Genomic DNA, 25,027 nt, shown 5'->3' on the forward strand with positions numbered 1-25,027 from the left:
GCCAGTCCTCGACGCGGTGGATGCCGCGCTCGGAGCCGCCGCGCGCCCGGTCGAGTTGCACGAACCGCGCTTTGGCGAGCGCGAGCGAGAGCTCGTGCTCGATTGCATCGACACCAATTGGGTGTCGTCAGCGGGCAAGTATGTCACTCGCTTCGAGGAGATGGTCGCGGCCGCGACCGGCTCGCGGCATGCGGTGGCGATCGTCAATGGCACTGCTGCGCTTCACGCCGCACTGGTGCTCGAGGGGGTCGAGCAAAACGACGAGGTGCTGCTGCCCTCAATCACCTTCGTAGCCACCGCGAACGCGGTGAGCCATGCCGGCGCCATCCCGCATTTCGTCGATTCGACCTGGGATACGTTGGGGCTCGATCCCCAGGCGCTCGAGGCGCATCTCGATACCGTCGCGGTGCGGCGGAACGGCGCATGGGTGAACAAGCAGACGGGCCGCCGGCTTCGCGCGGTAGTTCCGGTGCACATCTTCGGGCATCCGGTGGACATGGCCGCACTCGGCGCGGTGGCCGCCAAATACGATCTCGTGATCGTCGAGGACGCGACCGAGTCGCTCGGCTCGACCCTGGGCGGGCAGGGCTGCGGCACGTTCGGCCATTCCGCCGTGCTCAGCTTCAACGGCAACAAGATCGTCACTACCGGCGGTGGCGGCATGATCGTGACCGACGATGAGGCGCATGCTCGTCACGCGCGGCACTTCACCTCTACGGCGAAGAAGGCGCACGCCTGGGCATTCGACCATGACGAGGTCGCCTATAACTACCGCCTGCCGAACATCAATGCAGCGCTTGGCTGCGCGCAGATGGAGCGGCTGCCGGCGATGGTCGAGGCCAAGCGCTTGCTCGCCGAGCGCTATCTGCATGCCTTCAGCGATTTCCCCTGGGCGCGCATCTATCGTGAGCCGAAGGGCTCGCAAAGCAACTACTGGCTCAACACGCTCGTGCTCGACCGCGAGTACGCTGCCGAGCGTGACCGGCTGCTTGAGGCCCTGCACGGTCACGGCATTCGCGCAAGGCCGCTGTGGACGCCAATGCACCTCTTGCCGATGTACCGAGACTGCCCGCGTTCGCCGCTGCCAGTCGCCGAAGACATGCACACGCGCTGCATCAACCTGCCGAGCAGCCCTTTCCTGGCCGAAAGCGCGAACAAGATCTGATGGCCCGCCTTGTCTTCTTCACCATTCACAGCACGACGCCGTGGTGGCAGTATCTTGCGTCGCGCATGGAGTTTGCCGACGCGGTTGTGATGAGCGACCTGCGTGACGACGGCGATTATTCGCTGGTCGACGATTTCTACCGCTTTGTCGACAGGGGGGATGCGGCTTCCGTCGCGCTCGCGCGGTTTGGCGAGGAGGGATGCGCCGATGTCATCCTGCGCTGCCGCGTGCTCCGCAGCATCGATCGCGATCTCGCGCTCAGGATGATCGGCGGCATGACCCAGGCGATCGAGCAGGCCTTCGACAAGCTTGATCCCCATCTCATTATGACCTTCACCATCGACCGCTATGTCATGGACGTGATGGAGCGGACCGCGCGCCGGCGCGGCATCGATTTCCTCGAAATGACGACATCGATCATTCCCGATCAGGTGATGCTCATGCGTCGCGGCCGGCCGGCCTGGTTGCGGGAGCCCTCCAGCGAGGACATTGATGCGGCTGTGGGCCAGCTCTGCACCGAAGACTTCGCACCCTCCTATGTGCGCGGTGCCAAGCGCTTTTCGCGGGCCAGGTTCTGGCGCATATTCGGTTATTACGCGGTGCGGGGCGCCTTCTTCAATGTCTGGCGCTTCCTCAAACGCGACCGCTACAATTGCCATTATCTCGATGCGCTGAAGCGGCTGAGGCACAAGGTGCGCGTTCGCGACGCCGCCGCCCTCAAGCTGCTCGACCATGACTGGGACAAGCGGCTTGCCGACCTGCCGCGTGAGCGGCGGGTGTTCCTCGGACTGCAACTCTTTCCCGAAGCCTCGATGGACTATTGGCTGAGGCCCCCGGGTATGCTTGCGCATGACGACGTGCTGGTGCGTTATTGCGAGGTGCTTGGCCGCGCGGGCTACCGCATCTTCGTCAAGGATCATCCGCTGCAGTTCGGTTTCCGCCAGCGCGAGTTGTTCGAGCGGCTGTCAAAACTGCCTTTCGTTACGCTGGTGCCCTATGATGTTCCGGCCAACCTGCTGATTGGCAAATGCGGTGTGTCGGTGACGTTCACGGGGACGATCGGGCTCCAGGCGGCGTTGGCGGGACTTTGTTCGGTCGCGACCGAGCCCTACTATGCAACCGAGCAGCACTTCGTGCACATCCGGGATGTCGGCGAAATCGACGCGCTTGCTGAGCGGCTTGCGAGATGGCGCCTGCCGGACGACCTCGCGACGATGCGGCGCGAGGTCGTGCGGCATCTTGCGGCAATCAGTGTTGAGGGTGACTATTTCGGCTGGCGCGACTTCGATCCCACGAATGCGGCCGCGCGCGCGTCGGTCGAGCCATTGGCGCGTTCGCTGAACGCGCATTTGCCGCGCTTCCTGAAGTCTTGCAAGAACGCCGCCTGACTCTCTTGGAAACCCGGGCCGATGGCCAGCGGGAATGGAACAGCGTATGCGATCTCGTCTACTCGATCTCGCGACCCGGCCCGCGATCGTTGCCGCGGTCGCGGTTCTTTTTCTGCGTGGTTCGACCCTTGCCAGCCGCCTGCTGCTGTCCCTGCTGCTGGCGCGGATGCTGTCGCCGGACGAGATGGGCAGGTACGGGCTGATAACAGCGGTGCTGGCGTTCGCGCTTCTCGGCCTAGGACTCGAGTTCTATTCTTACATGTATCGCGAGATGGTGCCGGCGCCGCCGGAAAGGCGGGTGCTGATTATCGCGGATCAGGCTGCCCTGGGAGGGGTGACGTTCCTGGCGGTGGTGATTCTCTCGATTCTGGCGGTCATCGCCGGCCTGTTTCCAGCGCGGCTAGCGCCCTGGTTCCTCTTGATTCTCCTGACTGAGCATATTTCGCTCGAGGCGACGCGCTTTCTCATCATCATGTCGCGACCGGTCAGGGCCTACATGGTTGTTTTCCTTCGCGGTGCCATATGGGTTTATGCGATCGCAGTCCTGATGATCGCCATCCCGTCCTCGAGATCGCTCGAAGCCGTTCTGGTCTGGTGGGCTCTCGGCGGCGCCAGTTCGATGTTGTTCACGGCCATATCGCTGCGCGACCTGCCATGGGGCCGAATCAGGAACCGGCGGCCAGACTGGACCTGGATCGCTAACGGCCTGCGTACCGCCCGTCCGTTCATGCTGACCGCGGCGGGGGCGCTCGTCATCTCCTACGTCGACCGGTTCGTGATCGACGCGTTCGTCGGGCGCGAGGCGCTCGGCATCTATACATTTTATTCGACGATCCTGATTGGACTGTTGTCGCTGGGTGCATCGATTTCGCACCAGTTTCTTCCGAAGGTGATCGCAGGCTACGCGGCCGGCCCGGCGCCCTACCGTGGAGCGTTGTCCTCGTTCTTCTGGTCGATGCTCTCGCTGGCGTTCGCGACAATGATCATTTCAGCCCTCTCCATGGCGCCTTTGCTCTCACTGCTCGGGTTGTCCACCTACTCGGCAAGCATTGGCGTGTTCTATGCGATGTTGCCGGGAATCTTCCTTCGCATGCTGGCCGATGTTCCGTCGTACGCGCTCTATGCAGCGCGGTCAGACAACTATCTCTTGCTCTGCAACCTTGGTTCGGCCGCTGTGTCGACGCTGCTCAACCTGCTGCTCGTGCCAGTGTATGGAATTTATGGTGCGGCGCTGGCCGGTGGCATCGCCAGCGCCGTGATGTTTCTGTCGCTGGCCGGCTTGACCATCCACAGGATGCGTGAGACTCGCAAGGGAACCGACGAGCCTGAAACTGTCGGCCTTCCGACTGATCCGGACATACTCTACCCGTGAACGAGCGCCGCCGTCATTGCGGTGTCAAATTGACCCTGCTACACACCCTGGGGTTTAGACGCGTTTTCTGAATGGCAAAATGCAACGGCTCATGCAATTGGCGGCGGGGCTTTCGTCACCCGCAATTCTCATCGCCCTCATCTGGAGCGCGGCGCTCGTAAGTGTCGCGATAGGGCCGCTTGACTATCGGGGGCAGCCGTCCGCCGTCGTGCTCATTGTGGTTGGTGCGGGCATTGCACTCTTCCTGCTCGGCTATCTAGGCGGCAGATCGCTTTTTATCCGTTATTTCGCGTCTCAGGCCGCCCAGATGCGTCCGCTCTCGAGCCAGATGCTGAATCGTGTCGTCACTGCCGCGTCGCTCTTCGGGATTGCCGGCATTTCGCTGATGACACTCGACCGCACGATGCTGAGCGGGGTGAGCAACAGCGCGTATTCCGAATTGTTGCGCTGTGCGCCCGGTCTGATCGATGCAATATCCATCAAGCGGACACCGCTGCTCTATGGCGGCTACGCCATGTTCTCCTTCGGCTTTGTTTCTGTGGCGCTGTTCCTGTTAAAGGGGGAGGAAATTAAGGGATGGGCGGCCGCGCTCGCGCAGTTGTCGATCATCTCTCCGGTCGGCTATGCAGTGCTATATTCGGGGCGGATGCCGATCCTGTTGGTCCTGGTCCTGGTTGGCGTGGCGATGCTGGTTCGCCTCGCTCAGGGACGGCCGCCGCTGCCGCGCGGCCATCATCTCCTCGTCAAGACGGTAGCCGTGGTCGGGCTGTTTTCGATCTATTCGAGTGCAATCTGGACTAGCCGGCAGAAGTTCTGCATCCAGATGTCCCCGCTGATCACCGAATTGCGGCAGGAGCAGCTGCAGCGCGACCCTCTGGCCGTTCCCAGCAAGCCGGCCGAGGCCGGGCCAGCCAACAGTCTCAGTGAAGGCGCCCGGCCGGACAGCAGAGAGAAAATCACGGCAACGGAACTGACCAAGCGGCTTGCCGAGGCGAGCGCGGCCCCGCCATCGGAGCAACAGCCGAGCCCAACCGATGTGGTCCTTGCGGCGATGCTGGAAGGCTGGAACGTTAAGCCGCGTGGCTACGTGAGGTCCGCGATCGAATCCAGCCATCTATCGGCGCGTACCGCGATGATCGGCCTCAGCACTTACTTTTATCTCACGCACGGCGTGCGGACGATCGATCTCGTCTGGCACGCCCGCGATGGATTCACGCCACATTGGGGACTCTACCAGGTCGGTGTGCTGTCGCCGCTATTGCGGGTTTTCTTTCCGGGAAGCCAGCAACTGGTTACGCTGCACGACGAGCAGAAGTCCGCTCAGATCTTCGGTTTCTTCCCCTCCGTATGGGGCGCGGCCTTTATCGATTTCGGTTTCGTCGGCGCGATTGTCTACATCCTGATCTGGGGAGGGGTGGCGGGCTGGAGCGCGGCTGGAAGCAAACGATCGGACCTTACGACACCGTTGCTCTTGCTGATTTTTGTCCTAGCTAGCATACTGCTCAGCCCGGTGCAGGGGCCGCTGGGTATAGCGAACTCGGCGCTAGTGCTAAGTTCCATGGTGGTGACCGGGCTCACGCTCGATCTTACTAGGCTGTGGTCAGGGGCGCCGCGAGAAGCCAGCGAACTTCAGCTCAACGGCCCGGCGACCTAGGCTCAGCGCCCGAAATGTCGCGTAGCCACGCGACGGTCGCGGCGACACCCTGCTCCGTGTCACAGGGCAGTGGTCCGCATACTGCTGCGGTCGGCTCGAGATCGAATTGATATTGCGTTAGCACGTTGTTGAGCCGAAACGAATTGAAGGGAAACCGCTTCAGTCCGAAGGCGTTCACCGCGTCTCCGCAAAGGGCGAGCGCGCGAGCGACGGCGAGCGGTACATGAGGAATGGAACGCGAGCCGAAGGCACGCTGGAAAGCGTTGCACCAGGCGATCAGATCAATCGCCTCGTAGTCGGCGAGATAGAACGTCCTGCGATGGATCTGCTCGGCGGGTACGTTGAGCAGGCGCCAGTACTGATGGGCGATGTTGTCGACATAGCTGTAGGACTTCCACAGCGGGCCGCGCCCGACGTGGAAATAATATCCGCGCTCTATCATGCGTAGGAAGCGCTGGTAATGCGCGCTCATGCCGGGTCCCCAGACCGTGGTGGGTCGCGTCAGGCACCATTCGCGCCCGGCGCCGTCTGCGCCGCGGACAATTTGTTCCGTGCGAACCTTGCTCTTTCCGTACAGCGTGTCCGCAGCGTAATCGGTGTCGTTTGCCGGCAGATAACCAACGCGGCAAACGAGCTGCGACGAAGTCCAGAGGCCCCGCCGGATCGACGGCGTCAGCTGTACCGCCTCGACCAGGTTCTCGACGCCCTCAATGTTGGCGGCATAGCCCGCGAGATCGGTCTTCTCGTCGAGATCGATGCGCGCGGCGAGATGCACCAGCGCGTCGGGTGCCGCAGTCTGCACGGCTACCTGGAGGCGATCGGCCTCCATGATGTCGCAGACGATATCGGTTGAAGCGGCCGGAACCTTGTCGAGCCCCACTACCACACACCCTTCGGTGCGCAGTCGCCGCACCAGCGCCTGGCCGATGAAGCCGGAGCTTCCGGTCACGAGAACTTTCATGCCGCAACCGTCCTACTTACTCTATTCGGAGCGCCCGAAGCACGCCAGCCGGGCTTCTCTTGCGAGAATGGGCGACCCGTTCTGATTAACATGATCTGTATTTTGAAACATCGACGGATCATCGAAGCGTGACCAAAAACTGACGTAAGGGATGTGATTTTCGCGAGCTACTTGCTTGTAGAACTCGTGAACCTGGGTAAAGAGCGGAATAGCATCCGCCCGTTCACGGTAATATCGGTCTACAGGATAATTAACCAGGCAAACCTTGGCGCCCCGGGCGATGAGGAATTTGATCATATCCTGGTAGATGCGCGCCTCGTCACGCGCTCTGAAATCGAGCACCGGCGTGTGGGCCGCGACTTCGTAATCCATGAACGCATTGAAACTGGCCAATATCTCCTGGTCGGATTCAGGCTGCTGTCGCGGGATCTTCGGCGCAGTCGGTGGAAGGCGCTGAGGAGCCTTCGACGGCTTGGGAGCTTCCAGGTCGCCGGCCGTTTCGCTGTGCAGCTTGTTTGCCGCGTCCCAAAGCCGATCGTAGGTGGTATCTTCTTTCTTTTCCAGCCGGCCCTCCGACAGAAAGGCAGTCCAATAGCTCGTCATGAATCCACGATGCTGAGGATCCAGCACTCTCAGGCGAAACTCGGAGTAGTTTTCGGGAACGTAGCCGGCCTGGGCCTGCAGCCGATACTCTGCGAACAGGTGAGGGTCGGCCTCGAGGATCACTTCGCCCGGTTTGATCTTGCTGAAGTAATAGCGCACGCGCTGATCCATCTTGCGGATGGTGGTTGCGCCGACGCCGAGGTTGACGAAGTTGCGGGTGTTGAAGTCGGGCACGGCTGCGACATGGGAGTCACCGAAAGCCGCGTTGGACTGTGTGGAGTTGCGCAACCGGGCGGATATCCACTCGAAACGGTCACGCGGCAGGACCTCGGTACGGATCAACCACTCCGATGCCACGAGGTAGCCCACGCAGACCGGGCCGATGATGGCAAAGAAGATCTGGAGCCAGCGTTTAGAACTGGAAGTAGATGAATTCACTTGGAACCCCAGAATAGATAGTGGCCAACACGATGATGCCGACCCCGGCGGCAACGACGGCCGAGACCACTGTCGGACGGAATGCGAGCAGGCGATCGCGAATTTGGCGGTCGCCAGTGGCGAATTCGGTATTGCGATCGAAGTACGCGAGGAGCTGTTGTGAGTTGGGCAATAGGAAGACGAATGCCGTCACGACAACCATCCAGAGAGCAGCGCGGAAGCTGCCGAATGTAACGAGATCTCCCGTGTGCATGTGAAGCGCCGACATCAACGTGTCGTTAAATGGACCGAGCAACGCCTGATATCTTTCGGGCAGCAAGATGCTGTTAAGACCCGCCATGGCCTTGAGCATCATCTTGGCGCCCGTCCATGACTCGGAGCGAAAGAAAACCCAGGACAGCATGACCGCCGGAAACACCAGGAGCGTGGAGAATTTCGATACGATCGCGAGCGGCGCATTGTTCTCGCCCACGCGGCGTTTCAGGGAATGGAACGCGTGATTGATGATCAGATACATTCCGTGCAGGCCGCCCCAGATCACGAAAAGCCAGCTCGCGCCGTGCCAGAGGCCGCCAAGAAGCATTACGATCATGAGGTTCGAATATTGCCGCAGCACGCCATGGCGATTGCCTCCGAGCGGAACGTACAGGTAGTCGCGAAGGAATCGAGATAATGTAATGTGCCAGCGCCGCCAGAAGTCGATGATGCTGGTGGCCTTGTAGGGCGAATCGAAGTTAATCGGCAGACGGACTCCGAACAGGCGTGAAAGCCCGATCGCAATATCGCTGTAGCCGGAAAAGTCGAAATAGATCTGGAACGTGAACGCGAGTAGGGCACCCCATGCGTCGAAGAAGCTGATCGGTTGCAGTTGGGCCGCAAGGTGAAAGGAAGGCGTGGCATAGGAGGCCATGGTGTCGGCAATGACGACCTTCTTGAATAGACCGCAAAGAATGAGAGCAATTCCTCCAACGACGTCGTGTGCCGAAATGGCCGTCAGCCGCGCATTGGTGAACTGCGACATTACTTCCTTGTGATGGATGATCGGACCCGCGATCAGATGCGGAAAGTAGGAGACGAAGAGCGCGTACTTGGGAAATCCAAGGTCATCGGCTCGGTCTCGATAAACGTCGACCAAAAAGGCAATCTGGATGAACGTAATGAATGAAATGCCGAGTGGAAGTGTGATTGAAACCGGCTGGAAGTCACTTCCAAGAATAGCGTTCCAGGTCTGAAGGATGAAGTTCAGGTACTTGAAGTATGCGAGCGATCCAATGTTTGCGGCAATGCCGAAGGCGAGGAGGGCTCTTGACTTGTTTCGCGCAATCTGAATGGCGATGTAATAGTTAAGGAGGATCGAGGTCAGCAGGAGAACGATGTATGTCGGCTCCCATGCGCCATAAAAGACCGCGGAGCAGATGAATAGCCAGATGAATACCCACCGCACATTTCCGTAGCGGCGGCAGACCAGAAATCCGGAGAGGACGATTGGCAGGAAGATCAGCAGAAAGGACAGGGAGTTAAACAGCACTTACCTGATATCCGATATAGCCGGGCGTACCGCGGGGGCGTTGATAGTGATGCAATCGGAGTGAGCGCGCGCAACGCGGCCTCAGAGTTCCGCAAGCAGGATGAACAGGCAGCGGCGCTCGCCCTTGTTCACCATGCCGCCGCGATGCATGCCGTTGCCGTCGAACAGTACGCAATTGCCATAGTTCGAGGTCGCGGCGAAATGTCCCTCGCGCAGCGGCGCCACGTCGGGGGAGTTGTCTTGCAGGTCGCCGCCGAAATCCGCCTTCTTGCGCAGGAACGCCGGCAGCGCCATGAATTTCTTGCGCGCGTCGGGGCGCCGACCCGAGAAGCCGCTGAAGTCGTTGGTCCGGCGCACCATGCCTTCGAACCAGCCGATCTTCGCATTCTGGCTGCCGCGGATGTAGCAGAACGGTCCACCGTCCGGGCCGATGTCGTGGACGTAGATCGCGCATTTCAGCATGCCGTAGGTGGCATCGATATGCAGGTAGCTGCCCCAGGGGTCCTGGAGCTGCGTGTCCGGGAATACCCGCTTCCAAAACGCGAGGTCCTGGTCGTTGATCTGTGCATTGACGTGCTTCACGCCGGCCGGGCGGCCGAGATAGGCGCTCGCAGCCTCCATGATGCCGTAGCGCTTGAAGATATTCTCTACCGTCGCGAAGGCCTCTGCATCGGCGGAGCGCGTGCACCAGTAGACGTTGTCGTCGAACTTGCGCTTCTCCGGCGGAATGCTGGCACGACGCTCGTCGAGCTTGGCAAAGCCCGGATTGGTCACGCTTCGGATCTGGTCGATTTCATCGGGCGCGAGCGTCAGGCAGACGATGCCGTCCGATTTGATCTTGTTCAGCAAGGCCGGGTTTGCCGGCATCGCAGGGCGTCGCGCACCGGTCAGCATGCCGATCGCGCGGCTGGCGCGGATGCGCGCAAACATCGAGATGTAGCGCAGGGCAGTCCGGGCGTTGAGGCCGCTAAAGCCGGCTTCCTTGGTCAATAGCGGCATGTTGTCGTAATCGACGATGCGGCGGATGGTGACAAAGGCGAAGGTCCGCACGAACACATTCAGCGCGTAAAGCCGCTCGCGGAACGTCGGCCGGGCGAACCTGCCGCCATAGGCTGGATGCGCGTCATAGTCGATCGAGGGCAGGGTGTTGCCGCGATAGGGCGGGATCGGTAGCTCACTGACATCGACGGCACGCGCCGCGGGTGTCGCATCGGTGAGGGAATCGATTGTCGTCATGTCGCGTTTCTCCGGACCCGGCGTGGATCGTCTCAAAGCCGCCCGATCTATACAACCTGGCGCATTGCACAGGCAACAACGCCCGGCAGTTATCAGCCCGTCTTCGGGTGTTCCGGTGCGACGGCTAAATCATGGAAATGCTTCGGGAAAGCGCCATGGAGGTCGATCTTTCGAAGGGTTCCAGCGATCTTCTCCGACGCGCCCCCACGGCCGTAGGGCGGCTCTACGCCCGGATCAGGGTGGAACCGGCCTTCGAAGATGCGCGCCAGACTTGCGAGAATGACGGCCGAATCGGCTGGGCAATCGATGATCGAGGCGGCGCGCAGCCGGCCCTGCTGGCGGTCGCCGATATTGATCGAGGGCACCCCGACGGCCGGCGCCTCCAGGATGCCGCTGGAGGAGTTGCCGACCACGGCGTCGGCGAGCCGCAGCGCGGCCCAGTAACGTTCGCTGCCGAGTGAGGTGAAGTGAAAGGCGCGGTCCGGCCGTGCCGCGACGAAGGCCTTGATGGCGTCGTCGATGGCGCGATAGCCGGGATCGGCGTTGACGCCGGTGAAGATGATGCTGCGGTCCTTGACCTCCGCGAGCGCGCCGAGGAGTGCGGCGACATTCGTTGCGTCCGTATCCGGCCGCGCCGTGGTCGGATGCAGCGTGACCAGCAGGAAGCGTTCCGGGCCGCTGACGCCGAGCCCTGTGAACAGTTCGGTCCGGCTGAGCATCGGCGCCGTGCTGGCGAGATCAAGGCCCGGTGCGCCGACTTTGAAGACAAAGTCGGGATTTTCGCCCATCTGGATCACGCGCTGCCGATAGGGCTCGGCCGCAACGAAATGCAGGCAGGCCATCTTCGTGATCGCATGGCGGATCGCATCATCGAAGGCGCCGGCGGTGACCTCGCCGCCATGGATATGAGCGATCGGAATGTTCAACAGCGTCGCGGCGACCGCGGCAGCCAGCACCTCGTAGCGGTCGCCGAGCACGACCAGAACATCCGGCGCAAGCTGGGGGAGCACGTCTGCGAAGCCGGAAACGCCGATGCCGGTACCACGCGCCACCGTCCCGGCGCGATCGTCGTGCAGTTGGAGATCGATTGTCGCCGCGATCGAAAAACCGTCGGCCTCGATGGTTCGCCAGGTCTCGCCGAAGCGCGGCACCAGATGCATGCCGCAGGCGATAATGCTGAGGGACACGTCATCCGTCTCCTTCAGCCGCGTCAGGATGCCCCGCAACAATCCGTAGTCGGCCCGCGAACCGGTGACGACGGCGATGCGGCGGCTTGCAGTCATGCGGGTTTCCGCCATGGCGATGCGTCGAGCATACCGTGCTCGACGACGTAGGATGCGTAGGCGAGGTCGGCAGCACTCTCGATCTCGATCGAGTGCAAGCGGTCCATCATGATGCCGTAGCTCGCGGAGGGATCGGCATAGATCTTCCGGTGCTTGCGCATCGCGTCCCAGCCGACGAGGTAGAGCGCGCCGTTCATGGTGACTTCAGGCGCCTGGTCCTGCCGCCGCTGCGCCGTCGTCTTCAGCATCTTCTCGACGATGCCGCCGATTGAGCCGTCCGCGCCCAGCGTCCCGACGAAGATGGATGAAACCTCAGTTTCACGCATGCCGACCACGAGGCTCGCCTTGCGCGCGGCGAACAGTTCGACCGCCTCATCGAAATGTTCCGGCCGTGCGAAGGGCGACGAAGGTTCCAGCAGCATGATGGCGTCGTAGCGCCGTCCTTCATGCGTCTCGACCCAATCCATGGCATGAAGCACAACGTCGTTGGAGGAGGCGGTGTCGCTCGCAAGTTGGGCCGGGCGGTCGAACAGCACCTCGGCGCCATGGCGCTTTGCCTCGGCCTGGATCTCCGCGCTGTCACTGGAGACGATCAGGCGCGAGCAGTAGCGCGATTGCCGCGCCGCCTTTGCCTTGTAGCCGACCAGGCTGAGACCGCCGACCTCGCGCAGGTTCTTGCCGGGCAATCCCTTGGATCCTCCGCGGCCCACCAGCAGGAACAATATCTCCGGCGAATTCGTCATTTGCTCTCGACAATCCCGCTGTCAGCGCCAAACAAGGACCGGCACGATTCGTCGCCGGCCAGGGGGCTTAATGGGGAACGCCGCAAGCCGCCCGCTTGCATTGCTTTTACCAGTGTACTCGACTAAGACAACCGCTTGATAGGCAGGCGATTTCGATCGTCCTGCGTCCAGCGACGAAACCACATGCATCGCCGAACCCTGATCATTGCCGAGGCCGGTGTTAACCATAACGGCGATCGCGCGCGGGCACTCGAGTTGGTGGAAGCTGCCGCCCGGGCAGGGGCCGACGTCGTCAAGTTTCAGTCGTTTCGTGCCGACAAGCTGGCGACTGCAGGCGCTGCGAAGGCGAGCTATCAGCAGACGACCACTGGCAACGCGCAGTCACAGCTCGAAATGCTGCGCGCGCTCGAACTGAGTGAGGACGACGAGGAGAATATCGCCGCGGCCTGCGCCGCCGTCGGCATCGCCTACATGTCGACCCCGTTCGATGCCGACAGCGCCACGCATCTGGTCCGTCGAATCGGCGTCTCGACACTGAAGGTTGGATCGGGCGATCTTACCAACGCGCCACTGCTGTTGCATCTGGCGCGCTTTCAACTGCCGATCATCCTGTCAACCGGAATGGCAACACTGGCGGAAGTGGAGCAGGCGCTCGGCGTCATCGCCTGCGGCTATCTCGCCGACGCGCATACGCGGCCGTCGCCGACCGGTTTCTCAAACCTTCTGCTCGACCGCGAGACCTGGACCGAGCTACGCGCCAGGGTCACGCTGTTGCACTGCACGACCGAGTATCCGGCCGAACCGGACTCGATCAATCTGCGCGCGATGGCGACGCTGCACGATGCGTTCGGGCTTCCCGTTGGCTTTTCCGATCATAGCCGCGGCATTCATGTTGCCGCAGCCGCGGTCGCGCTCGGCGCGGCCGTGATCGAGAAGCACCTGACCCTCGATCGCAATCTGCCGGGGCCCGATCACCGCGCCTCGATCGAACCCGACGAAATGGCCGCGATGATTGCGTCGATCCGTGACGTCGAGGCGGCGCTCGGCGACGGCCGCAAGGTGCCTGCGCGGGAAGAGATTCCAAATCGCGCGGTGGCGCGGCGGAGTCTCGTTGCGATCCGCGCAGTTCGCGCCGGCGAGCGCTTCACAGAGGATAATCTCGGCGTCAAGCGGCCCGGTGACGGGATCGCGCCGATCGAATACTGGAGCTATCTCGGCAAGACGGCGCAGCGCGACTATGCGGCCAACGAGGCGCTGGAGCCATGAGCCTGATCGTGCTCTGCGCCGGCGGTCATGCCCGCGTTGTCATCGAAGCTTTGCGCAGCCGTGGGATACGCCCCGCCGCGGTGATGGATCGCGACACCGCGCTCCTGGGCGGGGTGGTCGGCGGGGTTCCGATCACGGGACCCGACGAAGACATCCTGAAGATGAGCGTGGATGCGGTCGAGCTCGTCAACGGGCTGGGCAACCGCGCCTCGCGCACCGATTCGGGCCTGTCCGGGCGGCGTACGCTGTTTGGCCGTTTCGCCGCGCTGGGTTACAGGTTTCCGGTGATCTCGCACGTCTCGGCGGCGATTGCCTCCGATGCAATGCTCGGCGACGGCGCTCAGGTGATGGCGGGTGCCGTCATCCAGCCGGCGGCGCGGATCGGACGGAATGTTCTGGTCAATACGCGCGCAGTGGTGGAGCATGACTGCATCGTGGGCGATCACGCACATGTCGCGCCGGGGGCGGTGCTGTGCGGCGGCGTCTCGATTGGCGAGAGCGCCCACATCGGCGCGGGCGCGGTGGTTCTGGTGGGCGTCAGCGTGGGAGCGGGCGCTGTCGTTGCCGCGGGCGCCGTGGTCGCAAAGAATGTCGGTGCTGGCGCCTTCGCCGGCGGCGACCGGATGGGTTCGTGATGAAAGAAATATTCGTTGTCAGTGAAGATACGCCCCTGATCGAGACGCTGCGGCGGATCGATCAAGGCCATTTACAGCTCGCCGTGGTCGTACGTGACGGCAGGATCGTCGGCACCGTCACCGACGGCGACGTGCGGCGCGCGCTGCTCGGTGGCGTCGGGCTCGATGCCTCCGTCGACCTCGTGATGAACCGCACGCCGATCACGGCGACGGTTGGCATTTCCAACCCGGCTGCGCTCAACCTGATGCGCAAGCATTCGATCCACCAGCTTCCGATCGTCGATGCCGAGGGCAGGGTGGTCGAGGTCAAGCTGATCGACGATCTCGCGCTCGTGCAGCAATCCGACCACTGGGTGGTTCTGATGGCCGGCGGCCTCGGCTCGCGGCTGAAGCCGCTGACCGATGAAATACCGAAGCCCCTGATCCGGGTTGGCGACAAGCCGATCCTGGAGACCGTGCTCGGCGGTTTCGTCAAGGCCGGCTTCGGCAAGTTCTTCATCTCGGTCAACTACAAGGCCGACATGATCCGCGACCATTTCGGCGACGGCTCGGCCTGGGGCGTAGAGATCCACTATCTCCAGGAGAACGCGCGCCTCGGCACCGCCGGTGCGCTGTCGCTGTTGCCCGAGCGGCCGACGCAGCCGTTTTTTGTCATGAACGGAGATCTGCTCACGACCGTGAATTTCGAGCAGTTGCTGAAATATCACCGCGAGCATCAGGCGTTCTCCACCGTCTGCGTGCGCGAGCATTCGGTGACGGTGCCGTTCGGCGTCATCGATTTCGACGATCATCGCCTGCTTGGCATCCGCGAGAAGCCGACGCAGAAATTCTTCGTCAATGCCGGCGTCTATCTGCTCGATCCTGGCGTGCTCGACTACCTCGACGCCAACGAGGCCGTGGACATGCCCAGCCTGATCGAGCGAACGATCGCTACCGGCAAGCCATCTGTGGTGTTCCCCCTGCGGGAGTACTGGATCGATGTCGGCCGGCTCGACGATCTGCAGCGCGCCTCCGACGAGTTTCAGAGGATTTTCGGATGAGCACCGAACGTTCGCTGCGCGAGATGATGTCACTCGACGGGCGCGTCGCTGTCGTCACGGGGGGCGCCGGTCATATCGGCCGCACGATTGCAGGCGGCCTGGCCGAGCTTGGCGCCACGATCGCGCTGGTCGATATGGCGGCGTCTGCCGGCAAAGAGGCCGCGGCGGGACTCACGAAGAGCTGGCCGGTCAAGGCGGAAATGTTCGACTGCGATTTCGAGCAGGGGGAGGCGGTGAAAGATCTGCCTCGGCGGGTGCGCGAGGCGTTCGGCGGCATCGACATCATCGTCAACTGCGCGGCCTTTGTCGGCACCACTGGGCTTGAGGGGTGGGCCGTGCCGTTCGAGCAGCAGTCGGATGCGACCTGGCGGCGGGCGCTCGAAGTCAACCTGACCGCGCCGTTCGTCCTGATCCAGGCGGCAGCCGAGGATCTGGCCAAATCCGGCCACGGCAGCGTGATCAATATCTCCTCGATCTACGGGCTCGCCGGGCCGGACTGGCGGCTTTACGAGGGAACAGCGCTGGGGAACCCCGCAGCCTACGCCGCAAGCAAGGGTGGCCTGATCCAGATGACGCGCTGGCTTGCGACCACCATGGCCCCAAGAGTGCGGGTCAACGCCGTGGCGCCCGGAGGCGTGTTCAGGGCCACGCCGGAACCGTTTTTGAGCCGTTATGTGGCCCGCACGCCACTTGCGCGCATGGCGCGGGAGGATGACATGAAGGGCGCTGTGGCCTATCTGGCGAGCGATTTGTCGGCCTATGTGACAGGCCAGTGCATTGCGGTCGACGGGGGCTGGACGGCGTGGTAAGCCGACGCAAATCATGCAATCGCGAGAATCTCTGAAATGTTGAGCTGTAGCAAATGCTTGTTGCCGGAAACGGCGGAGGCGACCTCGTTCGACGATACCGGTTCCTGCAGCGTTTGCGCGCAGATCGAGGTTCGCGACACCCAGATCAATTGGGACGAGCGCCATGCCCAGATGATGGAACTGGTCGGTCAATACCGCGACAAGGGCCTTTACGACTGCATCGTGCCGTATTCGGGCGGCAAGGACAGTGTATTCCAGCTCTGGTACGTCGTGCGCAAGCTCGGCCTGAAGCCGCTGGTGGTGCGCTTCGACCACTGGTTCTACCGGCCGCTGATCGAAGAGAACAACACCAGCGTGTTCAAGCAGCTCGGCGTCGACGTCCTGAACTTCACGCCGAACTGGCACGTGGTGCGCGAATTGATGCTGGAGTCGTTGAAGCGTCGCGGCGACTTCTGCTGGCACTGCCACACCGGCATCTATGCCCACACGATGCAGATTGCGATCCGCTACGAAACGCCGCTTCTAATCTGGGGCGAGAGTCTCGCTGAATACCAGTCGTTCTATTCTTATGACGAGATGGAAGAGGTCGATGAGAAGCGCTTCAACCGCGCCATGAATCTCGGCATCACCGCCGATGACATGTACGAATTCCTCGGCGGCCGCGTCGCCAAGCGCGACCTCTATCCGTTCGTTTATCCGCCGCGCAAGGAACTGATGCGGATCAAGTGCCGCTCGGTCTGTCTCGGCAGCTACATCAAGTGGGACACCAAGAAGCACGTCGAAATCATCAAGAGCGAGCTCGGCTGGAAAGGCCAGGAGGTCGAGGGCATTCCGCCGGAATACGACTATGAGAAGATCGAGTGCTTCTTCCAGGGCGTGCGCGACTACCTGAAATACATCAAGCGCGGCATGGGGCGGACCAACCATCTCGCCAATATCGACATCCGCAACAAGCGCATGACCCGCGAGCAGGGCGAGGCCCTGGTCCGCGAATTCGACGGCAAGCGGCCGCCGAGCCTCGATCTCTTCCTCGACTATCTGCAGCTATCCGAAGAGCAGTTCCTGGGTATTGCGATCAAGCACGAGGTCAGCCCGTGGCAGTTCTCGCCGAACACGGTGGAGCCGGGCCGCCGCATGCCTGACATGGGCAAGTGGAACAGCACTCACGTGCCCTGGCCGAACCATCCGGGTGTCGAGATCGGCGGCGGCAAGGAATAGTCGAGGATTGATCGCGGGCGCTTGTGGAACAGTGCTAGGGGGAGCGGGGGGCGATGTCAGGCGTTGCGATCGTCGATTACGGCATCAACAATGTGCGGTCGGTGCGCAACGCCGTCGAATATTGCGGCTTTGAGCCGGTCGTGACTCATGATGCCGGCGCGATCGCGGACGCCTCGCACGTAATTCTGCCCGGCGTCGGTGCGTTCGGCGACGCCATGACCAATATTCGTGCACGGGGCATCGATGAGCTCCTGGAGCGCCATGTCCGAGAGAAGGGCAAGCCGTTCCTCGCCGTGTGCCTGGGCATGCAGCTCCTCGCCAAAACCTCCGAGGAGCATGCCGATGACGGTGTGCTCCACAGCGGACTCGGCTGGTTCGATGCCGACGTCCTGCGCCTGATGCCGAACGATCCCGCGTTGAAGATCCCGCATATGGGCTGGAACATGGTGGCGAAGGAGCGCAGCCATCCGATCCTCGACCATATCCGCGAGGGCAATCTGGCCTTCTATTTCGTGCACAGCTTTGCCATGCGCTGCAACGCGCCGGAGGACGTGGTCGGCCATGCCCAATATGGCCAGCAGGTGACCGCGATCATCGCGCGAGATAACATCGTCGCCACTCAGTTCCACCCCGAGAAAAGCCAGGACAGCGGGATCGAACTGATGAGCAATTTCCTGCGCTGGAATCCTTGAAAACAAGCCCGCGATGCTGAAGAAGCGCCTGATCCCGAAATTCCTGCTGCGTGACGGCCGGCTCGTCAAATATGTTCGCTTCTTCGAGAACGAGCGTGCCGCCGGCAATCCGGTGACGACGGCGAAGGTCTATAACGACTATGGCGTCGACGAATTGATCGTGCTCGACATCGTGCCGAGCGAGGCCTCGCGTCACCGCGTGGTCGAGATCATCGAGCGGATGTCGGAAGAGATCTTCATGCCGTTCACGGTCGGCGGTGGGGTCAAGACGCTCGATGACGTCAACGCGCTGCTTCGCGCCGGCGCCGACAAGGTCTCGGTGAACTCGGAAGCGGTCCGGCGGCCGGAATTTTTGCGCGAGGCCGCGCGCACCTTCGGCGACCAGTGCATGACGGTGTCGATCGACTACAAGAAGATCAGCCCCAACCACGCCAGCGTCTTCATCGACGGCGGCCGTGAGCACGTAGCCCTCGATCCCATCGAATGGGCGCGGCGCTGCGAGGACCTTCATTGCGGCGAGGTGCTGCTCGGCTCCATCGACCGGGACGGCACCATGAGCGGTTATGACCTCGAAATGATCCACAGGGCTGCAAACGTGCTGAGCGTGCCCTTGATCGTCTCCGGCGGCTGCGGCTCACTGCAGCATGCGATCGATGCGCTGGAGGCCGGCGCGTCCGCCGTGGCGATCTCTTCGATGTTCCTGTTCACCGATCATAGCCCGATCAAGCTGCGCAGCCATCTCTTCTCGCGCGGCCTCGAGGTGCGGGCGAGCTCCAGCAGCAGGAACTAGCATCGTGCAGCTCTCGTTTCAGCGCAATGACCTCGCCGCGTATGTGCGAAAGCAGTTCGAGAATTTGTTCCCGGATGGCGCCGATCTCGGCGATCTGCCGAAATTCGTGGATCTTTCGCTCGGGCGGATCGAGCACTGCTTCTCGCGCGTCAGGCTCAAGGGCTTCTTTGCCAATGGCGAGGCGCGGTTCTCGCATTGGCACTCCGACCAGTACGCGATCTTCCTCTACTACCTCGCAAACACCGCGTTTCGCGAGCGGCCGGGCCATCCTGTTGCCGACAAGGCCTACGCGCTCAACAAAGCCTTGCACGCGCTGGACGCCTTCTACGAGGTGGAGCTGCCCGACGTATTTGCGGTCCAGCATCCGGTCGGTACCGTGCTCGGCCGCGCCAGCTATTCGGACTATTTCATCTGCTATCACAACTGCACGGTCGGCGCGAATCTCGAGAACGACTATCCCTCGTTCGGCCGTGGCATCGTGATGTATGGCGGCAGCCGCGTGATTGGCAAGACCGCCGTCGGCGACAACACCTTCGTGTCGACCGGCGCGATCATCATCGATGGCGGCGCGCTCGCCGCCGACAGCGTGCTGCACGGCATCTATCCGAAGGCCGCTCGCTCGCCGACGTCGCGCAACGTGAGGCGCGAAATTTTCGGCCTGGATGCCTGATCAGGTCAGCCGCTTGAACCCGGAATGGGCGACCGGGCCGCGCAGCAATTGTTTGACGGCCTTCTGGTCCACTGCGATGCGCAGCTCACGGAACACCTCGTTCACGGTTTCCAGATAGCGATCCACATGGGCGTCGGTATGCGCCCACATCGCATAGAACGAGCCGGTGGCCAGGATGCCGCGGTCGAGCATCATCTGCGTGAAGAGGGTGCGCACCTCCTGCGCGTCAGGCAGATCGAAGGCGAAATGCCCGAGCGGCGAGATGCCGGAGACGTGCACCGGCAGGCCGGTTGCCTGCGCAACCTCGGTCCAGCCCTTCTGGATGCGGGTGCCGATGCGCATCAGATGCCTGGCGACATTCTGCTCGCGATGCTTGCGCAGGGTGGCAAGTGCTGCAACCGGACCGACGCGCTCGGTCCACGCGGTGGAGCTGACAAAGGTCTCCTGCGCCGCGTCCATCACCGAGGCGCGGCCGACGATCGCCGCCATCGGAAACCCGTTGGCGATGGCCTTCGCGAACACCGCGATATCGGGGTCGACGCCATAGGCGAGGTGGGCGCCGCCCGAATTGATGCGTAAGCCCGACGTTACCTCATCGAAGATCAACACCGCGCCACAGCGGTCAGCGAGTGCGCGGATACCCTTGATGAAGGCAGGTTCGGGCTCGCTGGAGCGCACAGGCTCCATCACGATCGCTGCGAGCCGCTCGGCGTGGGTGGCAACGATCGCCTCGATCTCGTCGAGCTTGTTGAAATGGAACGGATGCATCAACCCGGCGAGGCCGCGTGGCACGCCCTTGGTATCGAGGCCCGGCAGCAGGTGGCCGTCGAGCGCGGTGGTCTCGCCGAGATTGGCACTGAGATACCAATCGTGCCAGCCGTGATAACCGCAGAACGCCACCATGTCGCGGCCGGTGGCCGCGCGCGCGATGCGGATCGCGATCGCCATCGCTTCGCCGCCGGCGCGGCCGAAGCGGACCATGTCCGCCCAGGGATGCAGCTCGACCAGGAGTTCCGCGAGCTCGATATCCTCGGCGCAATTCAGCGTCGACATCGAGCCCATGTCGATCGCGGTCTTCACCGCGGCGTCGACGTCGGGATCGGCAAAGCCCAGGATGGTGGCGCCGATGCCGCAATAGCTCATGTCGAGGTAGGTCTTGCCGTCGAGGTCGACGACTTCGGCGCCCTTGGCCGACTTGAAGTAGGTCGGCCACTGTCCGGGCAGGAACATCTCGGGCCGTTTGGAGAGCAATTGCGTTCCGCCGGGCATGACCTTGCGCGCGCGCCGGTAAAGCGTTTGGCCAGTGCTCGACATCGCATTTTTCTCCTGCAGGGAAAGCAGGCGGTGGATACCCCAAGCCCCCCGGTCAGGCAAGGTGCCGTGTCCGGCCTCCGCTCGCAATCGAATTGTACAAGCGCGTTCGCCACGGCACCGCCTGTCTTGACGAGGTGACGCGCAGCCACAGAGAGTTCTGCCGCCAAGGCGTCGTCAGGTCGTTGGACCGTTTCCGCGGTCGATCCTTGCCTGCCTGACGTCGTTGACAACGCGGCGATAAAGGGCAAGCGCAGCTTCTGCGCGGTATTTGTAAGCAACGCTGGCCGCTCGCATCCCTTTCTCGGTCGTCGCCTGACGATCCCGTGCAGCCTCCTGGATGGCCCGGGCAAGCTCGACCGGGTCCTCGGGCGGCACGACCCATCCGATGGCCTGCTCACCGAGCACCAGAGCTCCTTCGGAATTTGCCTCTGACGCGACAACGACCGGCCGGCCGACAGCCAGGAGATTGTAGAGGCGGCTCGGAATCGACACGCCGGCGACATTCCGGCGATAGGGTATGATCCAAAGATCCGCTGCGGACAGGAACTCAATGAGCTCATCCTCGGGGACCGGGCTCAGAATCGTGACGTTGGTGAGCTTTTCCCGTGCGAACAGGTCATTCAATTCCTTCCAGCCAACGCCCCATCCGGACAGGATGAAATGAATGTCGCGCTCTGACTGCAGAAGTCTTGCCGCTTCAAACACCGTTGCAGGAGAATGGGTGAAGCCGAGATTACCAGATAGTCCGACGATGAATTTGGAAGCATCCGGAGCGCGGAAACGGCTGGATGGCTCGATCTCCCGATATCCGATGGGGATCAGGGGCCAATTGGGGATGACGTGAAGCGTTTCTGGTTTGACGCCTGGATACTTCAGGATCAGGGGCGGCACGTCCCGTCCGATGACGACGATGGCGTCCAGGCTTCGAAACAGGAGCGTGTTGGCGAAGCGGATGAGCCGAGCCGCAAAGGACTTGGGTTGGATCAGGCCGGCCGCTTCGAGCGCTTCGGGATAGAGATCGTAGATGAGGAGCAGCGTCGTCGCGCGTCGCAGTTTCGCCGCCAGAAGCACAGTGTAAGGCAACGTGAAAGGAGACGTTACGCAGAAGACGACGTCGCTGGATGTGGCTCGTCTCAAGACCGAGAAGAACATCCGCGCGGCCAGCAGGCAAACCGCCGCCGCGCGTTGCACGAGCGCGGACTTGCGCGGGTTCCAGTTTCTGATTTCGACAACGACCGGATTGCTGCGCGGGTCCGCGCTGAGCGAATCGGCGTTGGGCGTGGCGGAAATAACGACAACCTGGTTATCCGCCGCAAGTGTATCGGCGATCATGCCCAGATACACCGCCGTCGTGCTCGTATCCGGAGGATAGAACTGAGTAGCGAGGATCAGCCTTGGAGAATTGTGCATGTGTGAGGGCTGTCTGAAATGTGGAGCTCTGATAGTCGATCTGTCGACCGTTCCGTCGGTATGCTAGCCTGCTCAAAGAATTTCGGAAGCTCGACATAGCATAGGCGCGCACCGCGAAAGCTAGCTATTATTGGCTGCGCAGTACCGTCGCCGAATTGAAGCCATACCCGTTGGACAAATTCAGTTCAAGAAATTCGTCACGACATTCGCTCAAATGCGCCTAGTCAACCAGCATTGCCAAGGCTTGGTCATCTCTGACAGCATGAGAAACTGACCATGCAAGCCCAATCGCTTCAACTGTAATCTGTGCCACTCAAGCACCCATTCTGGTCATTCAACGAGTGAAACATCGCGACACGGAAGCTATTCACGCGAAGCTGGACGAGCTCCTTGAGGTCAACGGCGATGCCAAGAATGAATTCATGAGCATCGACGCAGAGGAGGTCGAGCGCGAAAGTCCGAACCTCCTGGCAAGGCACAGGCTCGCCAGCGGAACCGCCGGGCCTGTCAGTTAGAAAAGCAATACTACGGCTTGTGCGTCGGCCTGGTTGTCTGGTCCGGCATGACGACGCGGTATGAACGGCCATTCGTCATCGGGTCACTGTTGTCGCTCGACGAAAAGACGAAACCCTGGCCTCGCCAATGTGAGAAACGGCCCATTCCAAGCTTCATAATGTCAGCGTGTGAGCTGTGAGGTGGGCCGAGGGGCTTGTCGTCTTCGTACATCATTACGGACGAGCGCTCGTTATCGTCCTCGGAATCCGCTTCGCCCAATCGCGCGCCTTTGGGAACCCAGGTATGTGCGACCACAGCATGGCGCGAGTCTCCCAATCGCTCGAAGCTTTGAAGGATAACACTCACGTTTCCTGAGAGGTGATAGGAATACTTGAAATAAGAGGCGAGCACGAAATAACCGATGATGCCGGCTATCGCTAATGCCCATTTCAGTTTTCGACTCACTTGCATGGCGATGGTCCATTGTGAAGCCTTACGCAGCTATCACAAGTAGAATGGATTTTCTGTCACTTGGCCGACATGGACGGAGGGCCCGTGAACGGTGGGCTTTTCGGCAAGTCGTGGGGAGAACGAAATCATATTCGCAAACGCATCAAATACCCCGAAATAAGTAGTAGGCGAGGGGATCGTCACCCGGGTTCGATGAGACCCCATCGCTGCATAGCCATATTCTCCAGCGCTGCTTCCGCAGTCTGGTAGTGGGGAGCAAGCGCTTGCGAACAGATTCCCGCGCTCGGTGGTCAGCGCACTCACTGCGCCGCTGGTGCGGCGGAGGGCCGGGAGTTCATGGTCCATGGGCGGATGGCTGCGCTCGTACTTTCTCTGGAGACAATTGCGCCAGCGACTCCCACGCCCAATACGTACAGCCATCCTGCATGGAAGTCGAACAGATGTGAGTTAACGAGACTGCTCAGAAAATTCTGGGCCACGACAGACAAGCCGATCCACTCGATCAAGCCGCGCCCGCGAAACAAAAACAGATGAGCGCCCCACATCGAGAATAGAATGATGCAGCCAAATAATCCCCATTGAATAGCAACATACAGTGTCTGATTGTGCGGATTGCGGATCTTGTCAGCCCAGGGGCCGCTTTTGCCCTCTGCAAGTCTATCGAATAATTCTTTGGTCGATCCCGTGCCGTGTCCGAGGATTGGGCTCGTTGCGATGAACTCCGCCGACTTACTCCAGTAAAGTAACCTCTGACCCGTTGAAGTGGCGATATCCGATTGATCATTCTGTTTGAGTTCGACAACGGTCTGCAGAAGGCGAGCGCGCAAGTATGGGGATGTGAACGCGGTTAACGCGACCACACCAACAACGATAACAAGGAATTTCAGCGCGGCCTGGCGGCTCAAATATCTGACCGCAAAGACCGCTGCCAGGAACGGTAAATAAAGAAATGCCGTTCGCGCAAGCGCGATAAAGGCCAGGTTGGCGACAAATCCGGTTAACAGAGCGGCGGACCCGAACGCCAGCAGAGTTCGCCGTTTTTCAAAGAGCGCTAACAGGAGTGGAGCAAGCGCACAGACGCAGAGCGCAAACGCTTGCGTTTGGTCGATGCTGTTTCTGACCGGAACGCCAGCCTCGTTTCCTGAAATTCGCCAGCTCGGCGCAAAGTAAACGATCCAGGAAAGCCCCATCAAAATTGTGCATGAGGCAAGAAAAGCGATAAAGACCCAGTGGGCGCGATGCGAGCGCTCGAAATGATACAGGAGCAAAGGGATAACCGCGAGCTTGGCTACCGGTGCAAGGCCCTGCAGTCGCACCTCCCACGTATCATCGGCCCAGAACAAACCCAGCAGAGCGAGCGCAACAAGCGCCAGAGGCAGATAGCTAGCTGGTCGTTTAAGCGAACGCCAGAATGGTCGCCAGTCGATCGTTGGAAGTAGACAGATAAGCCAAACGACCACGAACACACTGACAGCCGTCGTTGACCATGGAAGAGCGGCCGCCGTAAGGGCTGGATAAAGGTCCACGCATAGCAGCCAAAACCAAGAACGCGGCCACAACGCCACACGCCGCAGGATCGTCTCTGATCGCCGAACTGCCGATACCGAATCTGACATAATGAAACGCAAAACAACGTGGCGGGATCAGCTAGTGCGCGGATTCTTATTCGTAATCCTTTTGGAACTGGAGCACAACTAACAAAATAGCTCGCTAAAGGACGAAAGACAGCGAGCACCGTTTGTGGACTTAGACCGCTCGTAGCCGTCGGATTATCGAGTGCGCTTCAAGCTTCGGTTGCGCAAGCGTTTCAATGACGGCCGGGCTTGGAGCCGTGGCTGCGCATCCG

General features: G+C 61.4%; 23 protein-coding genes. 13 read left to right on the plus strand and 10 right to left on the minus strand.

Annotation, left to right across the window (positions count from 1 at the left end):
- Nucleotides 1–16 precede the first annotated feature (16 nt).
- The 4 genes from KIP88_RS36680 to KIP88_RS36695 all read left to right on the plus strand — a co-directional run bounded on the left by KIP88_RS36680 (nt 17) and on the right by KIP88_RS36695 (nt 5,579).
- Nucleotides 17–1,165 carry a LegC family aminotransferase gene (locus KIP88_RS36680; protein WP_308163721.1) on the plus strand — a complete coding sequence of 383 codons (1,149 nt, stop codon included), beginning with the start codon at nt 17–19 and terminating at the stop codon, nt 1,163–1,165.
- Nucleotides 1,165–2,553, plus strand: a complete 1,389-nt coding sequence (locus KIP88_RS36685; protein ID WP_214493033.1) for a hypothetical protein — start codon at nt 1,165–1,167, stop codon at nt 2,551–2,553. Before KIP88_RS36680 ends, KIP88_RS36685 begins: the two co-directional genes overlap by 1 nt.
- 46 nt (nt 2,554–2,599) lie before the next feature.
- The gene (locus KIP88_RS36690; RefSeq protein ID WP_214493034.1) at nt 2,600–3,925 is read left to right on the plus strand and encodes a polysaccharide biosynthesis C-terminal domain-containing protein; all 1,326 of its coding nucleotides are present in this window, start codon (nt 2,600–2,602) and stop codon (nt 3,923–3,925) included.
- 79 nt (nt 3,926–4,004) lie between these two features.
- Entirely contained in the window at nt 4,005–5,579 is a 1,575-nt protein-coding gene (locus KIP88_RS36695) for a hypothetical protein (RefSeq protein WP_214493035.1), read from the plus strand.
- Here the strand turns inward: KIP88_RS36695 and KIP88_RS36700 are convergent.
- The 6 genes from KIP88_RS36700 to KIP88_RS36725 all read right to left on the minus strand — a co-directional run bounded on the left by KIP88_RS36700 (nt 5,560) and on the right by KIP88_RS36725 (nt 12,371).
- Complete coding sequence (locus tag KIP88_RS36700) at nt 5,560–6,540, minus strand: NAD(P)-dependent oxidoreductase (protein WP_214493036.1); 981 nt, start codon at nt 6,538–6,540, stop codon at nt 5,560–5,562. The two genes, KIP88_RS36695 and KIP88_RS36700, sit on opposite strands and share 20 nt — an antisense overlap.
- 21 nt (nt 6,541–6,561) lie before the next feature.
- Nucleotides 6,562–7,581, minus strand: a complete 1,020-nt coding sequence (locus KIP88_RS36705; protein WP_214493037.1) for a hypothetical protein — start codon at nt 7,579–7,581, stop codon at nt 6,562–6,564.
- Nucleotides 7,556–9,109 carry an MBOAT family protein gene (locus KIP88_RS36710; RefSeq protein ID WP_214493038.1) on the minus strand — a complete coding sequence of 518 codons (1,554 nt, stop codon included), beginning with the start codon at nt 9,107–9,109 and terminating at the stop codon, nt 7,556–7,558. Before KIP88_RS36710 ends, KIP88_RS36705 begins: the two co-directional genes overlap by 26 nt.
- Nucleotides 9,110–9,190: 81 nt before the next feature.
- Nucleotides 9,191–10,345, minus strand: a complete 1,155-nt coding sequence (locus KIP88_RS36715) for a hypothetical protein (protein WP_214493039.1) — start codon at nt 10,343–10,345, stop codon at nt 9,191–9,193.
- Nucleotides 10,346–10,437: 92 nt separating this feature from the next.
- The gene (gene neuC / locus KIP88_RS36720; RefSeq protein ID WP_214493040.1) at nt 10,438–11,628 is read right to left on the minus strand and encodes a UDP-N-acetylglucosamine 2-epimerase; all 1,191 of its coding nucleotides are present in this window, start codon (nt 11,626–11,628) and stop codon (nt 10,438–10,440) included.
- Entirely contained in the window at nt 11,625–12,371 is a 747-nt protein-coding gene (locus KIP88_RS36725) for an acylneuraminate cytidylyltransferase family protein (protein ID WP_214493041.1), read from the minus strand. Before KIP88_RS36725 ends, neuC begins: the two co-directional genes overlap by 4 nt.
- 183 nt (nt 12,372–12,554) lie before the next feature.
- Here KIP88_RS36725 and neuB point away from each other — a divergent pair, with 183 nt between their 5' ends.
- The 8 genes from neuB to KIP88_RS36765 are packed head-to-tail and all read left to right on the plus strand — an operon-like array spanning nt 12,555 to nt 19,491.
- On the plus strand, nt 12,555–13,637 hold the full coding sequence (gene neuB / locus KIP88_RS36730) for an N-acetylneuraminate synthase (protein WP_214493042.1): 1,083 nt from the start codon (nt 12,555–12,557) through the stop codon (nt 13,635–13,637).
- Nucleotides 13,634–14,272, plus strand: coding sequence for an acetyltransferase (locus KIP88_RS36735; RefSeq protein WP_214493043.1), 639 nt, complete (start codon nt 13,634–13,636; stop codon nt 14,270–14,272). The genes neuB and KIP88_RS36735 overlap by 4 nt, the downstream gene beginning before the upstream one ends.
- Nucleotides 14,272–15,312, plus strand: coding sequence for a nucleotidyltransferase family protein (locus tag KIP88_RS36740; protein ID WP_214493044.1), 1,041 nt, complete (start codon nt 14,272–14,274; stop codon nt 15,310–15,312). The genes KIP88_RS36735 and KIP88_RS36740 overlap by 1 nt, the downstream gene beginning before the upstream one ends.
- Nucleotides 15,309–16,121, plus strand: coding sequence for an SDR family oxidoreductase (locus KIP88_RS36745; RefSeq protein WP_214493045.1), 813 nt, complete (start codon nt 15,309–15,311; stop codon nt 16,119–16,121). The genes KIP88_RS36740 and KIP88_RS36745 overlap by 4 nt, the downstream gene beginning before the upstream one ends.
- 36 nt (nt 16,122–16,157) lie before the next feature.
- The gene (locus tag KIP88_RS36750) at nt 16,158–17,339 is read left to right on the plus strand and encodes an N-acetyl sugar amidotransferase (RefSeq protein WP_214493046.1); all 1,182 of its coding nucleotides are present in this window, start codon (nt 16,158–16,160) and stop codon (nt 17,337–17,339) included.
- Between the two features lie 53 nt (nt 17,340–17,392).
- Complete coding sequence (gene hisH / locus KIP88_RS36755) at nt 17,393–18,031, plus strand: imidazole glycerol phosphate synthase subunit HisH (protein WP_214493047.1); 639 nt, start codon at nt 17,393–17,395, stop codon at nt 18,029–18,031.
- A 13-nt stretch (nt 18,032–18,044) separates the two neighbouring features.
- Entirely contained in the window at nt 18,045–18,821 is a 777-nt protein-coding gene (gene hisF / locus KIP88_RS36760) for an imidazole glycerol phosphate synthase subunit HisF (protein WP_057836601.1), read from the plus strand.
- A 4-nt stretch (nt 18,822–18,825) separates the two neighbouring features.
- Entirely contained in the window at nt 18,826–19,491 is a 666-nt protein-coding gene (locus tag KIP88_RS36765) for a hypothetical protein (RefSeq protein ID WP_214493048.1), read from the plus strand.
- On the opposite strand, the gene KIP88_RS36770 is transcribed toward KIP88_RS36765, so the two are convergent.
- Nucleotides 19,492–20,805 (minus strand): aminotransferase class III-fold pyridoxal phosphate-dependent enzyme, encoded by a 1,314-nt coding sequence (locus KIP88_RS36770; RefSeq protein ID WP_214493049.1) that lies wholly within the window; start codon nt 20,803–20,805, stop codon nt 19,492–19,494.
- A gap of 174 nt (nt 20,806–20,979) precedes the next feature.
- Entirely contained in the window at nt 20,980–22,215 is a 1,236-nt protein-coding gene (locus KIP88_RS36775) for a glycosyltransferase family 4 protein (RefSeq protein ID WP_214493050.1), read from the minus strand.
- 323 nt (nt 22,216–22,538) lie between these two features.
- On the opposite strand from KIP88_RS36775, the gene KIP88_RS36780 reads away from it, so the two are divergent.
- Nucleotides 22,539–22,730, plus strand: coding sequence for a low affinity iron permease family protein (locus KIP88_RS36780; protein WP_308163722.1), 192 nt, complete (start codon nt 22,539–22,541; stop codon nt 22,728–22,730).
- 10 nt (nt 22,731–22,740) lie between these two features.
- Here KIP88_RS36780 and KIP88_RS36785 read toward each other — a convergent pair whose 3' ends face one another.
- A complete protein-coding gene (locus tag KIP88_RS36785) occupies nt 22,741–23,181 on the minus strand; it encodes a hypothetical protein (protein WP_214493051.1) in 441 nt (146 codons plus the stop codon).
- A 299-nt stretch (nt 23,182–23,480) separates the two neighbouring features.
- Entirely contained in the window at nt 23,481–24,707 is a 1,227-nt protein-coding gene (locus KIP88_RS36790) for an O-antigen ligase (RefSeq protein WP_214493052.1), read from the minus strand.
- Nucleotides 24,708–25,027: the final 320 nt, after the last annotated feature.

The organism is Bradyrhizobium sp. SRL28 (assembly GCF_018596315.1).
Lineage (GTDB): Bacteria > Pseudomonadota > Alphaproteobacteria > Rhizobiales > Xanthobacteraceae > Bradyrhizobium.